Below are 16,990 nucleotides of genomic sequence, written 5' to 3' on the forward strand. Positions count from 1 at the left end.
CATTAAAATGGCTTTTTAAAGCTTGTGGTGCAATTGATGTTGTTTCAACCGATGATGTTTAGTTTATGTGTTTTTTCCCAGTTCTACGATCCCTGTTGCAGAACTGAGCTAATTAATTACTAACTATGCGATCTACTTCGCAAGTGTTACTATCAATTTGCCTTACTCAATCTGAACGATAACATAGCAGTCCACATAAAAGCCGAATTGCGCCAGCCACCTGCTTTTAATGGTCAGTTGTGGTCTTGGGTTGAATTGCACACCGTTAGGGTTGTAGCCGACCGTTAATCTGCGCAGTTATTTATTGTGTTGTGTAGCTTCTCTTGTTTAGCTAGCTCGGTAATTAACCAATCAACTGCTTAGCCTGATGCTTTAAAATCATCGCGTCTAAAATCTCTTTTATTGACTTCTGCTCGTCAGCAGTCATCTGCTTGACCGTCTCAAACTTAAACTCATCTTGTGGCTTTAGTTCCTCGCTTTTTCAACTATCCACTAATCAAAATCATAGCGAAAATAAAGCGGATTATAAAGTCAGCAGCAGCAGTGTTGGCGTCAGCACCATTGGCATGCCAATGGTGCCAGCCGGTTATAATAAAAAAGACAATGAACAATCGATAACGCATTCAGCAATAGATAATAGTGAGTTAATTATTCATGATAGAAAGAATCAAATTTTGGAAGTGAATTAATATGTTAGATTTAAAGATAGTCGTTCATAAGTATTTGAAGTAAAGTACATGGTATTTTTCACCAAATTCTCAACAAGTTGAGATAAATATGCGTTATGTCATATTAATAAAAAAACAGTTATTGAATTGATTAATTGTAATATATAGTCCGCCTCCAACAAAAAGCACTACTTAAGACTACATCAACGTTTTTTTATGTATATTTTATCGCATGTTAATTATTAAATCAGGTAAGAATTAACACTGATCGAATGTAAACATACAAAACAAAAATACAAATAAAAATTTTTTAATCGAAAATATACATGCATCAATTAAGCTCAAATGTGGCAAACAAATCTCGACATTCAATACTTTTACAACCATAATGAAAACGCATCAAAAAAACACATAGACACATTTTACATAGCTTATTGAAAAATAACAAAAATAATAATACCTAATAGGAATAATAATGATGAAAGTTTTTAAATTGTTTATAGTAACCTGTAGTATGTTAAGCCTAATTTCTTGTGCTAATAGAGAGTCACTACCTAGAACAACAATTGTAAATACCGATACAATAACGTTAAATAATGGCACAACAGTTGATATTTTAACTGAAAACGCGATTAATGGTGACGTTGTAGACGATACAAATAATTATTTAAATATTGTCTCTCGTGCAGATACAGCAAAAGTTGTCGGATTAAAGGTTCTTGAATTTGCCACACTATTCCTTGATGGGACTGGTAGCGGTAGTATTGATGGTTTTTCAAAAGAGGATTTAAAAGGCAGTTATATCAATTCGGTTCCAAATAAAACTATGGATTATTTAACCCCACAGTTATATACAATAATTAAAAAATTCGATGCTAATAACCAAAAAGACAATGTTATAACCATACAACCTTATAAATTTAAATTAATTTATGATGGATTAACCGATAATAAATATAATTTTATTTATAACACCACTATACGTACTAACGGGTTTCGTTTTGATTGTTCTGAGCAAAACGATCTGACACCAGAAGAGAGAACTAAGCCCTTTAATGAATGGGAGATCAATAATTATCAATTAGTACAAGATACTGCCAGTAAAGCAATTAATGCCTGTATAAACCGATTAAAATCAGAGCAAAATATGACTAATTTTGAAAATGCGCTAAAATAGAGAATTAATTAAGTTAATTTTTTATAACATCCTGACCAGGTAAAAAATAGTTAATATCTGGTCATTAATTTATTAAATCAGCTTAGTTAGTTGCTACTATTTTATAGTGTCACCGTGACTGACTAGTTTAATTCCTTATTATCTTCAATATTAATTAGTCACTGTTAACTTTATAATACCCAAAACTAAACCTGTGCTGTTCTTTTAGCTAAAATTAGCTTTCTATTCGCATTAGATGATAATTTATTGCATAATACACCACGTATTGAATACATAACATAAGTTAGGAATTATTATGGAACTTCTGTGCCCTGCTGGATCTTTACCTTCACTAAAAGTGGCAATTGATAATGGCGCTGATGCTGTTTATATCGGTTTGAAAGATGACACTAATGCTCGTCATTTTGCCGGTTTAAACTTTAATGAGAAACGATTATTAGAAGCTTCAGACTATGTGCATAAGCGTGGTAAAAAATTGCATATTGCGATTAATACTTTCGCTCACCCTGAAAACTTTGAGCGCTGGCAACATGCGGTAGATACCGCAGCTAATATCGGCGCTGACGCATTAATTATTGCAGATCTGGCCATGCTTGATTACGCAGCAGAGAAGTATCCAAATCTTGAACGTCATGTGTCGGTGCAAGCGTCGTCAACCAATGAAGAATCAATTAAGTTTTATTATAATAATTTTCACGTACATCGTATTGTTTTACCCCGCGTTTTATCTATGCATCAAGTAAAACAACTTTCACAAGTTTCACCGGTTCCTTTAGAGGTGTTTGCTTTTGGTAGTTTATGTATTATGGCTGAAGGTCGCTGTTATTTATCGTCTTATTTAACTGGCGAATCACCTAATACCGTTGGCGCCTGTTCACCCGCAAAATTTGTACGTTGGGAGGAGACCGAAAAAGGTCTTGAGTCCCGTTTAAATAATGTGTTAATTGACTGCCATAAAAAAGGTGAAAACGCCGGCTATCCAACCCTTTGCAAAGGGCGTTATTTTGTTGGTAATGAACTTTATCACCCGATTGAAGAACCGACGAGCTTAAACACTATCGAATTATTACCCGAACTGTTTGCAGCCAATATTGCATCAGTTAAAATTGAAGGGCGACAGCGTAGTCCGGCTTATGTTGAACAAGTAACAAAAGTCTGGCGCCAAGCGATAGATCGCTATAAAGCAAATCCTCAAACATTTCAGGCAGAAAAAAGTTGGATGGATACACTTGGTTCGGTTTCTGAGGGAACGCAGACAACATTAGGTGCATACCATCGCAAATGGCAATAATGTGATATTGGTCGACTTAAAACACCACAATAAAACATTTAAAAAAGATTTAATCTTTTTTAAATCGCTTCTTTTTTAAAGAAATGATGTCGATTAACAATTATTATTAATCATTTTTAACAATAAAATATCAATATAGTGAGCAAAACTATGAAATACGCATTAGGTCCAGTGCTTTATTATTGGCCTAAAATCGAAACTGAAGCTTTTTATCACGCAGCTAAAGATAGTGAGGCTGATATTATTTATATGGGTGAGACCGTATGCACTAAGCGTCGTGAAATGAAAGTGGCTAATTGGTTAGAATTAGCAAAGCAGATCGCAAAATCAGGTAAGCAAGTTGTCTTGTCAACACTTGCACTACTCGAAGCCCCTTCAGAACTTAATGATTTACGACAATTAGTTAATAATGGCGACTTTTTAGTTGAGGCGAATGACTTAGCTGCAATTAATATAGCGCAAGAACATAAATTACCCTTTGTAGCAGGCCCTGCGATTAATTGCTATAACGCTTTAACCTTAAAATTATTACAAAAACAAGGTATGATACGTTGGTGTATGCCGGTTGAACTGTCACGTGATTGGTTAACTAATGTGCTTAATCAATTTGATGGTTTACATATTGAACGAAAGTTTGAAGTTGAAGTGTTTAGTTACGGCTATCTACCTTTAGCGTATTCAGCGCGTTGTTTTACTGCAAGATCAGAAGATAAGCCTAAAGATAAATGTGAAACTTGTTGTATCAAATATCCGGTTGGTCGAGAAGTATTTTCTCAAGAACAACAAAAGGTCTTTGTACTAAATGGCATTCAAACACAAAGTGGTTATTGTTACAATTTAGGAAATAATCTTAAAGACATGAAAGGACTTGTCGATATCGTTAGAATTTCGCCACTTGGGCTAGCAACACTCGACATTGTTAAGCAATTTAAAGCAAATGAAGATGGATCACATCCATTAAACATTGAACATAAACGAGATTGTAATGGTTACTGGAATGGTATCGCCGGACTTGAACTCAGCCAATAAACATTTTTCGCCTAAACAATTTAGAGCGGATTTTCCAGCATTAACTAGCGAAAGTGTTTACCTAGACTCAGCAGCAACCGCACTCAAGCCTAAAGCGATGATTGATGCAACGGTGCAATATTATACCCATAATACGGCAACTGCTGAGCGTAGTTTACATCACGATGCGGTAAAAGTGACAGAAGCAATTAAGCAGGCCAGACAAAATGTTGCTGATTTAATTGCAATCAAAAACAGTAGTGAAATTATTTGGACCAAAGGGGCGACTGAATCAATTAACTTAATTGCACAAAGCTATGCTCGCCCTTTATTGAAGCCGGATGACGAAATTATTGTCAGTGAATTAGAGCATCATAGCAATTTATTACCTTGGCTAATTGTTGCGCAGCAAACCGGGGCCAAAATTATAAAATGGTCGTCCAATGTTGATGAACTGACATCACTACTTTCATCGCGAACTAAAATTGTAGCTATCACGCAAATGTCGAATGTCACTGGATTTTGCCCTGATTTATTCGCTATTAGTCAGTTAGTACATCAATATAACGCTATTTTAGTGGTTGATGGTGCCCAAGGTATTGTTCACCAACCGATCAATGTAGAAGCACTTAACATTGATTTTTATGCTTTTTCTGCCCATAAATTATATGGTCCAACAGGTCTAGGTATTTTATATGGTAAAAAAGCATTACTTGAACAAATGGCGGTTTGGCAAGGTGGGGGCAAAATGTTAAAAAAGGCATCATTAACAGAATTTGTTGTGGCAGATCTACCTTATAAGTTCGAAGCAGGTACCCCTAATATTGCTGGAATTATAGGATTTGATGCCACACTGCAATGGCTTAAAAATTGGTCATTGGCTCAACTTGAGCAATATACAGATCAATTATCTCAGTATGCTAAAACACAGTTAACACAATTAGCTAATATCAAGTTTTACAGCGTTGATAATAGCCCCATTATTAGTTTTAATATTAATCAAATTCACCACAATGATATCGCGATTTTATTAAGTGAGCAGCAAATTGCTATTCGAACTGGCGAGATTTGTGCCCAGCCTTTAATGAGCAAATTAGGTTGCCAAGGTGTGATCCGTATATCGCTCATGCCATATAATAACCAGGAAGATATCGATAAATTCATTACAGCATTAAAAAATGCGATGGAGGTATTGAGTTAACTATAGCCTAAAACATAGGCATTAGCTTAATCTATTTGATAATTAATCAGCGATAAAAGGGTTTAATTATGCTATCACCGCAAACGTTAACTGAATTATTTTTAGCACAACAAAATTGGCAAGATCGTTATCGTCAGTTAATTATACTGTCCAAACAGTTACCTGATTTTCCAGACGAACTCAAAACCGAGCAAAACCTAGTACAAGGTTGTGAAAATCGAGTATGGTTAACTTGGCAAAAACAACCAGATGGTACATTTATTTTTCAAGGCGAAAGTGAAGGTAGGATTGTAAAAGGGTTATTGGCTATATTGATTATATTGGCAAACAATAAAACAGCCCAGCAAATTAGTAATATTGATTTTCTAGCTGTTTTAAATAAGCTCAAAATTACTGATGAATTAAGCCCTTCACGTTTACACGGATTAAGCCAATTAATTACTCGGATTCAATCTATAGGTTAATTGCAATTAAAATGGGGAGTCAGTTCCCCATTTAATCATCAGATAAATTAATTTTCTGGAGAGGTAAAAAGCGTAATTACCTTTTTAACGCCATCAACTTTACTTGCGACATCAGCAACAGATTTGCCTTCTTGCTCAGTAACAATACCGATTAAAAAAACTTCTCCGTTTTCGGTCACAACTTTTATTTTACGTGCTTTTGTTTCAGCGTTAAAAACTAATTGAGATTTTACTTTGGTAGTGATCCACGCATCATTGGTCATGGTACCTGCATCAACAGGCTCACCAACACGAATTTGATTATAAACTTTTTTTATCCCTTCAACTTCATGGGCTAAGCTATCCGCTTTTTCTATTTGTTCATTTGTTGCCTGACCAGTTAAAAGAATATTGCCATCATAAGCAGTTGTTGCAATATGGGATCCAATAAATGTGGATGCGTTATCTTTTAACTTCATGCCCATACGTGAATTGAGTGTAGTGTCATCAACTTGTGTTCCTGCTGTTCGTGGATCTGAAGCCACTTTAGCAGTAGCGCCCGCCCCTGCGCCAATTACGGCAGCAACACAACCTTGCAACATAAACACACCAAATATGAATATTGCAAATAAAGCAATTTTTTTCATGGTGACTCCTTTTTATTTATTGCTTCTTAGTAATCAAATAGTGATTACTTTGCTTTTATTATGCCTTGTTGACATTGATTTGCAAAATATAATTACCGTAACTGCAACAAGTCTAAGATTCATTTCACTCAATCAAAGGGATTTTTAAAATGTATCTAATCCCATTAATTTAAATAACAATTTCGTTTTTAAGCTTAAATCTGCTATCTTTTTATATTAAATAATATAAGTAATGATATAAATAAAAAATATGAATCAAGATATTATCGATTGGCTATATGGATTGTCAGCACCGATGGTTGTATTACATAAAGATAAGGGTGCCAGTTATACTTCACCATTTTTTTATCCTCAACAAGATTTTGTTGATATGAGCGAAAGTTGGGGGATTGATTCTCGAGAAACTTTACTAAATTGCGTGTTTGATATGGTCGATGATGGGCATGCTTCAACACTGTCTCACTATTATTTTATCTATTCACGATATGCAGAATTTGACTGGTGTAAGTATTATAACGAGCAAACTGACTACCAAAAAGTGTTGCTTGATTTTGTTAAACAAACCTTTCCTATATGTGGTGTAGCTAGCATCCGAAGTTGGGATTATGCACGGATGGCCTATATTTTACGTAATGGTATCACAAACAAATATATCACCGAACAAGAAGCATTATGGATTTTATTCAGAATTGGTATTCGTGCCCAATATTATTATAGCTCTTGGCAACATTATTTCACCAGTTGGTTTATTGGCTATCAGTATTGGATATCACTAAATAATAAAGAAAACTTAGAATTACTACGTTGCGAATTATCCAGAGCTTCAAACGCACATACCATGACCAATTTATATTCAGACTTACAAGCACCATTTAACCGCTTACCTTGGTTTATTGATTTGGATGATCAACAAAAACCTGAATCATTAATGGAGTATCAATGGTCATGAATGAAGATATTTGGCATTTATTAGGAATTGTTCCAACAAAAGATATCGCAGTTATTCGTCAAGCATATCGAACTAAGTTACCTGATTATCATCCTGAAAGGGATCCTGAGGGGTTTAAAGCGTTACGCCAAGCCTATGACAATGCAATACTGTATGCACAATCCACCGAAACAGTAATTGATCAACCACAAGCAGAATCTGAAGTAAAACCAAACGATCCTTTAAGTGACGAACAAATTCAAGCAAATGAAATTTGTGCTGCTTATCAAGCGCTATTACACGATCCTAACCGTTGTTACAAAATTGATGAGTGGCAAAAATTTATTGGTTCGTTTTATGATTATCCAATGGCGGTAATAGATATCGCCAAATGGCAATTGCTAGAAATAAGTTATGAAACTACCAATATATCACAATCATGTGTTAACTTATTAGCCGAAAATTTGCGTTGGCGACAACAACTCATCAGCCAATATCCCGATCAATATGAACACTACAACAATTTTTTAAAATATCTTGAGGGTGGGGATTTTTTTGATTACACCGCCTTACCCACAACGAATAAGCCAATACAAAATGTCACAATTGAGTATGTGTATAATGCCAAATGGATATATTGGGAGCAACGTTCGGCGGACCTTTACGCCTATTTACAACAAGATACTGTTATTTATTTGCCTGATGATAAAACATTGATGCTTGCTTTAAGCTACTGGCATTGTGTGGCTGAATTAGAAAATCAAGCAATTTTAGACTATGCGCTATCAGCAATAACACAACCAGATCAAGCTGAATATTTAATTATTGAATGGAAATATATCGCGGCAAATCAATATACTTTACTCAATAATAAACAGCAGGCTTTACAAGCTTGGATTGATCTTTACCATTCAGGGCATTATGTAGAAAAAGCAGAAAGTTGGATTGCGGGTTGGTGTGCATATTATGCTAGTAATTACCTGCCATTATTATTTGTTGCGCTTAATGACTCTTACTGCCTTGAAGTAGATAAAACTGACAATTATCTATTTACCATTCCACAATTTACACCAACCACCATCGCTCGATTAGCCAAAATTGATCCGAGCGAATATAGCACGGAGATTGCAGATTTTATTAATTGGGCTTTAAGTACAAACTGGAATTACCGACAAATCTTATCAATGTTATTACTTGATGATGGTAGCAATCGCTTATTGCGTTTATATCGTCATGCCATCATGTTACGGCACGGTAACGAAACAATGTTACAACAAATTTTAGATGAACAGAGCGATGATCCATTTGAACAATTTATTCTGACTAATTTAAAGCGACAAGCTAAACAACATTTAGCATGGCTATCAAGACTTACGCCAGTGAAAGAGTTCAAAGCTTGGCTATATGATAATAATGAAAACTTACCTATTCCCGCTAGATTTGATCCAGATGAAAATGGCGATCAGTTTTTATATAGCCGGTTGTTCCTTGATAGGTTTGATCATTTACCTGACATCGCAATATTACATCTTTATAAAAATCTAAACTACACCCATATGGAGATGTATGACTGGGTTGTATATTTTAAATTTCAAAATGTTTATCAATTACCCTCACCACCCAATGACAACACAATATTTTACAACAAAAATAACTATTGGCAGTGGTATCGTGAATGTATCTTGGCGCTAGCCATTGTTAACTCGCCTTTTAAAACCGCTCAATACCTGCAACAACACAGTAATACCTTTAATTTATCGAATAATAATGCACTTAAACCCATTATAGAAATTTTTAAAAATCCTAAATGGCAAACAAGCGATGAATTATACAGTTTGATTAATAATGATAATAAATTGATTAATAGTATGTTAATCAGTTATCCCGATTCGATAGAGTCTTTTATTGATGAGCCAAACAACGTTGATTTTAATGATATTGAGCAAAAATTAGCACACTCATGGCATGCAAAATTAAAAAATGGCAATCGAATTTATTTAATGTTTTTATATAAGATTGTCTTAAATAAACCTTCGCAAACTAAACAGCTAGATCAAATACTAAAAAACTTTGCTGGTGATGATAAAGCATTAATCAAAGTAGCAACTAATTTGCAGAAAAGCGGGGATTTACCTTATTTGAATAACTTCAAACAAAACGCCAGCCATCACCAACCAGCACAATTGATACAGTCAATGATTGCACTTTTATCTCAAAAATATGGTATATGCTCAGAAACTGAACTTGAAAAATTAGAAGAGTTAAAAGATAACACGGATAATGATTTGATACTGCGACTTTGTGCCACACTGCTTTTAGCCCAAAATAACCAAAAACAAGCGTATTTAAACTCGTTATCGCTGCCTAAAAATGAATGGACGCAATTTTGGCGTTGGAATGGCCGTACTGACCTATCTGGATTTGCGAAACAGTTATTTGTTAGTTTGATTATCATTGCTTACGGTAAGACATTTATGGATATATATAATCAGACGCCAAATATATTTTCTGTACTCTTGACGATATCTTATATTTTTGCCGGAATAAATATCGTGTTTGCCATAAAACGACGTCTGAATGATAGCTATCAAGGACAAAAATACTTTTTTAGTATAAACACATTTTTGTTAATCTTTTTACTGTATCCTTGTTATCAGCCTAGTTTTACACAGCTCAATCGTTTTGGTCCGCCTTTAGAATAAAGCAAAAGTCGTTAGCCAAACTTCCCCCTTTTTTAAATCAACTAAATAAAAAGGGGGGAATTAAACGTTTATCAAATCATGCAGCTAAGCAATTACCGACCTAAATCGTTTAATTGTGACTCAATTTCACTGCGCATCTGATTTATTTCATCTAAATTTTGTTGATTTAATACCGTTAAAAAATCTTCAATATAAGATCCAATCAACAGTCGTTCATCGCCTAGTGATTGCGCCCATGCACGCTCTAATCTTGCCAATAAAGTACGATTTGGCATTTCATCACGTGGGTGTATTTTTAACGCTTTTAACCGCTCATGGCTTTCCTGTTTTTGCTTATCGGTTAATCCAATTGGGCTTTGATCGATCACTTTACCATATTGCTCACCAGTCTCAAGTAGAACAACGTCAACTTCTAATAATCCATTTAAATCATAGCTAAAACGAACATCAACACCCTGTGTTTTTTCCATCGGTGTAAGTGGTATTTCAAACTCATCAATCAACACATTATTTTCTACTCGAGGATTTTCGCCTTGATAAACCGAAATGCAGATCGCTTTTTGTTGTGGTTGCGTTGAATAAAACGTTTTTACCTTAGACGTTGGCACAATAGTGTTACGTTCAATGATAGGTGAAAACAAGCCACTTACCTTACCTGAACAACTTTCAATACCAAGTGTATAAGGACAGACATCAGTTAATATTACCTCTTCAACATCTTGATTGCGCAAACGGCAAGCCGCTTGTACCGCCGCACCTTGTGCCACAATTGTAGTCGGATTGATGTGACGATAAGGTAATTTACCAAAAAGTTTAGTCACCAATTCACGCACCACACCTAGCTGTGATGATCCCCCTACTAATACGATATGTTCAAGTTGAGCAGGCTTTAAACGCGCATCACTTAAGGCTTGTTCAACTGGCGCTCGCAAACGATTAAGCAGTGGTAGCCAAATCACTTTAGCTCGACTTTCATTAAGTTCAAATTGCCACTCTTTATCTTGCCAAAACCAAGTTAAATATTGCATTTGTTCACCATTTAACTTGCATTTGACTTGTTCAGCTAAATCTAATAATCGAGCATAATCATCAACAGCAATATCTTGTTGTTTAAGCTTCCATTCACTTAAACAAGCTTGAACAATTTCATGGGTAAAATCTTCACCGCCTAGATAGTTATCACCCGCTGACGCGTGAACCTCAATAATGGGTAGAGCATATTCAAGTACGGTTACATCAAAGGTCCCGCCACCTAAATCAAATACTAACGTATTACCTGATTGTTCTTCATGTAATCCATAGGCCATGGCAGCAGCAGTTGGTTCATTAATCAAACGAACTGCGTTTAAACCAGCTAACTCGGCAGCAAAACGAGTCTGCTTTCGCTGTTCATCATTAAAATAAGCCGGAACAGAAATAACAACATCACAAATTTCTTGTTGCAAAAATGCTTCGGCATCGGCTTTTAACGATTTTAAAACTAATGCTGAAAGTTCTGTTGGGGTGAATTTTTTACCGGCTAGCTCATAAATTTTATTTGAACCTAAAAATCGTTTAAATGCGGCAGCACTTTTATCAGGATGAGTCGTTAGGCGAGACAGCGCTGCACGGCCAACTAAAATAGAATCATCTTCATCAATACTTACCACAGAAGGTGTTACAACTTCACCGATAGCATTGGGAATCAACGTTGGCTTACCTTCTTGCCAGACACAAATTAAACTGTTGGTCGTACCTAAATCAATACCAATTGGAGGATTCATACACTTTTTAAATAAAATAATAATTTGTTATGCTCGAATTATATACTAGTGCCAGCCTAAATTGCAAAGCAAATAACACCTTGAAATATCGATAAAAAATATAATTTTCAGCAAGTTTTGACAATTCAATTAATAAATATAGTGAACAACCAATTTAAATATCAACCTTGTGATAAAGCTTATTCAATTTAGATCGAATACTCTTAATTTTTATATTCACTGAGATCACTTTGAGGTGATATCTTTATCATCAATTGTAGTAATTTGACTAACAAGTTTACCTTGTTTTAACCTGGTAATGATGAAATCACCAACGGTCACTTGTGCCGCACAACCGACCACCGCATTATCAACCGTTGTGGTCACTGAATAACCTCGTTCTAATGTGGCAAGTGGACTGACACTATTAAGCTGTGAGGTTTGTAAGGCGAATTGATGTTGTGATTGAGTAAATTTTTGCTCAATCAGATGGATTATTTGTTGCTGACGTTGATTAATTGTCTGCTGTAAAGCGCTTATCGTATTTTGCGGAGAGAGACGTAACAATCTTTTATCTAAGTAATTATATCGATTTGTTTGTCGAAGCAAATATTGCTGAATATTGTCATATAAGGCATGACGATAAGTTAATAGTACATTTAACTGTTTGGCTAACTTTGCTTGCGGATGTTGAGTTTGTAATCGATGATACCCTTTATTTAACATTTCACGGCATCTTGTTAAATAGTAATCAATAGCCATAGATAAATACTGTTCTTGAATTTGTAACCGCTTTATTTGATCTAAGCTATCTTGGCTAACTAATTCAGCAGCAGCCGAAGGCGTAGCAGCTCGAACATCAGCGACAAAATCGGCAATGGTAAAATCAATTTCATGCCCAACAGCACTGACAATCGGTAAACGGCTAGCAAAAATCGCTCTTGCTACGACCTCTTCATTAAAAGACCAAAGATCCTCTAATGATCCCCCTCCTCGGCCAACAATTAATACATCACATTCTTGACGAATATTGGCAATTTCAATCATTCGAGCAATTTGCGCGGCAGCTTCAGTACCTTGTACTTGTGTTGGATAAATAATTAAATGCAAACTTGGATCTCGGCGCTTTAATATCTGACAAATATCATGTAGTGCTGCGCCGGTTGATGAAGTAATAATACCTACTGTTCGAATATTATCCGGTAAGGGTTTTTTATAAATAGCATCAAATAGCCCCTCGTCGGATAGTTTTTGCTTTAACTGTTCAAATTTTTGTTGTAATAAACCTGCACCTGCTGGTTGTAGCTGATCAATCACCAGTTGATATTCACCGCGTGCTTCATAAAGTGTGACAGTTGCTCGAACTAAAACTTGCTGGCCATTTTGGGGAGTAAAGCCCGTTCGAAAATTACTATTACGAAACATTGCACATCGCACTTGAGCTGCATCATCTTTTAGCGTGAAGTACCAATGACCTGATGATGGGCGAGAAAAATTAGAAATCTCACCCACTAACCAAATCTGGCCAATAGCATCTGAAAGTACATCTTTTACCATTTGATTAAGATCTTTAACTGATAAAATTGAACGACTTTGCATGCTATTATCCTTACTAAATAGGTGTATAAACTTAAACTAAATCAAACTCTGCCCAAATTGGCGCATGATCAGACGGCTTTTCCATTGCCCGAATTTCATAATCAATACCTGTTTGCTGACAATAAGATAACAGTTTTGGGCTGGCTAAAATTAAATCAATTCGAAGCCCAGTACCCGTATCAAAGCCTTTGGAACGATAATCAAACCAAGAATATTCCTGTTTTGTTCGATGTTCATTACGATAAGTATCTGTAAAGCCAAGCGACAGTAAATTGTTCATCCAATCTCGCTCTTCAGGTAAAAACGAACATTTACCAGTACGTAGCCAGCGTTTACGGCTATCGTCCGATATTCCAATATCAATATCAGTTGGACAAATATTCATATCGCCCATAATTAAACAGAGCTGTTCACTTAATTGTTGCTGTTTTAGGTAATCAATCAGATCCTGATAAAACTTACGTTTTGCTGGATACTTGATTTCATGATGTAAACTTTCGCCTTGAGGAAAATAACCATTAATCACCGTTAAATTACCTTCATTGGTGGGTAATTGTGCCATGATTAAACGGCATTGGGCATCTTGTTCATCGGTGGGAAAGCCACATTGTACTGATATGGGCTGTTGCTTGGTTAAAAGTGCAACACCATAGTGCCCTTTCTGCCCATGATAATGTAAGTGATAACCAAATTGGGCTAACTCTTCAACCGGAAACTGATCATTATGTACTTTCGTTTCTTGTAAACCGATTATATCAGGCTGATGGATATCAATAATCGCAGCGAGCTGATGAATTCTGGCGCGAAGACTATTAATATTAAATGAGATAACTTTCATAATAAATTTATTATACTGGAATTAACGTTGTCATTGACTCATGCTACCAAAAATACGTTATACTGTTAAGCTATTACAGTAAAAGCTTCAATTTGTGCTAAAGGAATCCCATCTATGTCAACGGAATTACTCACACTACGCGATAAAATTGATGAAGTCGACAAATCAATTTTAGCTTTAATTAGTCAACGACTAGCATTAGTTGCCAAAGTTGGTGAGGTAAAAAGCAAACATGGAATTCCGATTTATGATCCCAAACGTGAAGCCGATATGTTAGCTAAACGTAAACACGAAGCCGAAAATTTAGGCATATCACCCGTTTTAATTGAGGATATTTTACGCCGGTTAATGCGTGAGTCTTACATCAGTGAAAACGATAAAGGTTTCAAAAAAGTATATACAGGTAGCGGATCAATTGTCATCATCGGTGGTAATGGTCAAATGGGAAGACTATTTGCCAAACTATTTACCCTATCAGGTTATGAAGTTAAAACCTTAGGTTCAAAAACCATGCATCAAGCTGCTGAAGTTGTCGCTGATGCCGCTGTTGTAATAGTTACGGTTCCTATCAATAAAACGTGTGATATTATTCATCAATTACCGCCGTTACCCAAAGATTGTATCTTAACTGATTTTACGTCTATAAAAGTCAAACCATTACAAGCCATGCTTGATAAACATTCAGGGCCAGTAGTTGGATTACACCCAATGTTTGGTCCAGACGTGCCAAATTTAGCCAAACAAATTATTGTTTATTGCCAAGGTCGTTATCCAGAACAATACCAATGGCTTATCGAGCAAATGCGAATTTGGGGTGCTAACTTATGCGCAATTGACGCTAAAGAACATGATAAATGTATGTCGTTTATTCAAGCTTTACGCCATTTCACCTCTTTTTCATATGGCGTTAATCTACAACGTGAACAAGCCGATTTGGAGCAGCTCATCGCCTTATCATCACCGATTTATCGATTAGAACTCATGATGGTGGGGCGTTTATTTGCTCAAGATCCCGAGCTCTATGCCGATATCATCATGGCATCCGATGATAATATTGAACTAATTAAACGCTATTATGAATGTTTTGGCCAAATGGTGAAATTAATTGAACAACGAGATAAAACTAAATTTGTTGAAAATTTCAATGAAGTCACCAAATGGTTTGGTCCTTATGCCAAGCGATTTATAAAAGAGAGCCAAGTTTTATTAAAATTTGCCAATGATAATCGAGATTAAAATTACAGTTAACATTCAGTAAAATTTAAATATTTTACGATAATTTAGTCATTAATTACACCTTATTGGCGTGTAATTATTAATGTTTAATAATAAAAATTACTCATTATAAATGAGTTAATCAAAATTACTTTTGTGTGAGGGAATAAACATGTCGAATCGAAAATACTTTGGAACCGATGGAATTCGAGGAAAAGTGGGGCAATATCCTATCACACCAGATTTTGCACTTAAATTAGGTTGGGCTGCCGGTCGCGTATTAGCCAAAGATGGAGTAAAAAAAGTTATTATCGGTAAAGATACCCGTATTTCAGGTTATATGCTTGAATCAGCTTTAGAAGCAGGATTTGCTTCAGCGGGCGTTGCTGCTGCTTTTACTGGACCAATGCCGACGCCTGCTATTGCTTATTTAACCCGAACATTTCGTGCAGATGCTGGGGTTGTCATTTCAGCTTCACATAACCCTTTTTATGATAACGGTATCAAATTTTTTTCGACAGAGGGTAAAAAGCTTGATGACGAAATTGAATTAGAGATCGAAGCTCAGCTTGAAAAACCAATAGACTGCGTTGAATCAAAACAACTGGGCCGAGCTAGTCGTATCACTGATGCTGCTGGCCGCTATATTGAATTTTGTAAAAGTACTTTTAACCATGATCTTAGCTTATCTGGTTTAAAAATTGTTGTCGATTGTGCGAATGGGGCAACCTACCATATCGCCCCTAAAGTATTACGTGAACTTGGCGCCAATGTGATAAAAATCGGTTGTGAACCAGATGGCGTCAACATCAATGATAATTGCGGTGCTACAGACATTAGAGCATTATCCAAACGTGTCATTGATGAAAAAGCGGATTTAGGTTTTGCTTTAGATGGTGATGGTGATCGCGTTATTATGGTCGATCATAAAGGCTGTAAAGTTGATGGAGATCAGATCATCTATATCGTCGCCCGAGAGGCTTTAAGACAGGGGCAACTAAAAGGCGGCGTTGTCGGCACATTAATGAGTAACATGGGGCTTGAGCTCGCGCTAAAAAATCTGGGTATCCCATTTGAAAGAGCGAAAGTTGGCGATCGTTATGTACTAGAAAAACTCATTGAAAAAAACTGGCGACTCGGTGCTGAAAATTCAGGGCATGTTTTATTATTAGATAAAACAACCACAGGGGATGGCATTGTCGCTGGTTTACAAGTATTGGTTGCAATGGTACACAATAATATGTCTTTAGCCGATCTTTGTAGTGGTATGACTATGTTGCCGCAGGTATTAATCAATGTTCGATTCACAAGCCAACATGATCCTCTACAGAGTCATGCAGTAAAAACCGCCATTAAACAAGCCGAACAACAACTCGGTAACCATGGTAGAGTTTTGATTCGTAAATCAGGCACAGAACCGCTTATTCGAGTTATGGTAGAAGGAACCGATCAATCCGAAGTTCAAAACTTAGCTGAACAAATTGCCCAAGCAGTCAAAGCGCAAAATTAGCGCCATTTATCCCCATTAATT

15 protein-coding genes are annotated in these 16,990 nt (G+C 35.9%); 10 read left to right on the forward strand and 5 right to left on the reverse strand.

What is annotated here, in order from left to right; translation table 11 throughout:
• Nucleotides 1-162: 162 nt before the first annotated feature.
• Complete coding sequence (locus tag J3U57_RS12855; RefSeq protein ID WP_416379681.1) at nt 163-297, reverse strand: SymE family type I addiction module toxin; 135 nt, start codon at nt 295-297, stop codon at nt 163-165.
• 134 nt (nt 298-431) lie between these two features.
• Between J3U57_RS12855 and J3U57_RS11200 the strand changes: the two genes are divergently transcribed.
• The 6 genes from J3U57_RS11200 to csdE all read left to right on the forward strand — a co-directional run bounded on the left by J3U57_RS11200 (nt 432) and on the right by csdE (nt 5,809).
• Nucleotides 432-689, forward strand: coding sequence for a hypothetical protein (locus J3U57_RS11200; protein WP_267358469.1), 258 nt, complete (start codon nt 432-434; stop codon nt 687-689).
• Between the two features lie 454 nt (nt 690-1,143).
• On the forward strand, nt 1,144-1,845 hold the full coding sequence (locus tag J3U57_RS11205; RefSeq protein ID WP_267333947.1) for a hypothetical protein: 702 nt from the start codon (nt 1,144-1,146) through the stop codon (nt 1,843-1,845).
• A gap of 295 nt (nt 1,846-2,140) precedes the next feature.
• Complete coding sequence (gene ubiU / locus J3U57_RS11210) at nt 2,141-3,136, forward strand: ubiquinone anaerobic biosynthesis protein UbiU (protein WP_065633153.1); 996 nt, start codon at nt 2,141-2,143, stop codon at nt 3,134-3,136.
• A gap of 150 nt (nt 3,137-3,286) precedes the next feature.
• Nucleotides 3,287-4,165, forward strand: coding sequence for a U32 family peptidase (locus J3U57_RS11215; RefSeq protein WP_267333949.1), 879 nt, complete (start codon nt 3,287-3,289; stop codon nt 4,163-4,165).
• Nucleotides 4,122-5,345 (forward strand): cysteine desulfurase CsdA, encoded by a 1,224-nt coding sequence (gene csdA, locus J3U57_RS11220; RefSeq protein ID WP_267344915.1) that lies wholly within the window; start codon nt 4,122-4,124, stop codon nt 5,343-5,345. The genes J3U57_RS11215 and csdA overlap by 44 nt, the downstream gene beginning before the upstream one ends.
• Nucleotides 5,346-5,413: 68 nt before the next feature.
• Entirely contained in the window at nt 5,414-5,809 is a 396-nt protein-coding gene (gene csdE / locus J3U57_RS11225; protein WP_267344914.1) for a cysteine desulfurase sulfur acceptor subunit CsdE, read from the forward strand.
• 47 nt (nt 5,810-5,856) lie between these two features.
• On the opposite strand, the gene dolP is transcribed toward csdE, so the two are convergent.
• A complete protein-coding gene (gene dolP, locus J3U57_RS11230) occupies nt 5,857-6,435 on the reverse strand; it encodes a division/outer membrane stress-associated lipid-binding lipoprotein (protein WP_267333952.1) in 579 nt (192 codons plus the stop codon).
• Nucleotides 6,436-6,685: 250 nt separating this feature from the next.
• Here dolP and J3U57_RS11235 point away from each other — a divergent pair, with 250 nt between their 5' ends.
• A complete protein-coding gene (locus J3U57_RS11235; protein WP_267344912.1) occupies nt 6,686-7,384 on the forward strand; it encodes a DUF1266 domain-containing protein in 699 nt (232 codons plus the stop codon).
• Complete coding sequence (locus tag J3U57_RS11240) at nt 7,375-10,065, forward strand: hypothetical protein (RefSeq protein ID WP_267344910.1); 2,691 nt, start codon at nt 7,375-7,377, stop codon at nt 10,063-10,065. Before J3U57_RS11235 ends, J3U57_RS11240 begins: the two co-directional genes overlap by 10 nt.
• Before the next feature lie 92 nt (nt 10,066-10,157).
• Here the strand turns inward: J3U57_RS11240 and J3U57_RS11245 are convergent, their stop codons facing one another.
• The 3 genes from J3U57_RS11245 to xthA all read right to left on the reverse strand — a co-directional run bounded on the left by J3U57_RS11245 (nt 10,158) and on the right by xthA (nt 14,244).
• Nucleotides 10,158-11,828 carry a molecular chaperone HscC gene (locus J3U57_RS11245; RefSeq protein ID WP_267344908.1) on the reverse strand — a complete coding sequence of 557 codons (1,671 nt, stop codon included), beginning with the start codon at nt 11,826-11,828 and terminating at the stop codon, nt 10,158-10,160.
• 225 nt (nt 11,829-12,053) lie between these two features.
• Nucleotides 12,054-13,406 (reverse strand): exodeoxyribonuclease VII large subunit, encoded by a 1,353-nt coding sequence (gene xseA, locus J3U57_RS11250; protein WP_267333956.1) that lies wholly within the window; start codon nt 13,404-13,406, stop codon nt 12,054-12,056.
• A gap of 31 nt (nt 13,407-13,437) precedes the next feature.
• Nucleotides 13,438-14,244, reverse strand: a complete 807-nt coding sequence (gene xthA / locus J3U57_RS11255; protein ID WP_267344906.1) for an exodeoxyribonuclease III — start codon at nt 14,242-14,244, stop codon at nt 13,438-13,440.
• Between the two features lie 114 nt (nt 14,245-14,358).
• Here xthA and tyrA point away from each other — a divergent pair, with 114 nt between their 5' ends.
• Nucleotides 14,359-15,480: a bifunctional chorismate mutase/prephenate dehydrogenase gene (tyrA, locus tag J3U57_RS11260; protein ID WP_267344904.1), complete on the forward strand. Its 1,122-nt coding sequence runs from the start codon at nt 14,359-14,361 to the stop codon at nt 15,478-15,480.
• Nucleotides 15,481-15,631: 151 nt separating this feature from the next.
• Nucleotides 15,632-16,969 (forward strand): phosphoglucosamine mutase, encoded by a 1,338-nt coding sequence (gene glmM / locus J3U57_RS11265; RefSeq protein WP_267333959.1) that lies wholly within the window; start codon nt 15,632-15,634, stop codon nt 16,967-16,969.
• Nucleotides 16,970-16,990: the final 21 nt, after the last annotated feature.

The organism is Gilliamella sp. B3464 (assembly GCF_026536145.1).
Classification (GTDB): domain Bacteria; phylum Pseudomonadota; class Gammaproteobacteria; order Enterobacterales; family Orbaceae; genus Gilliamella.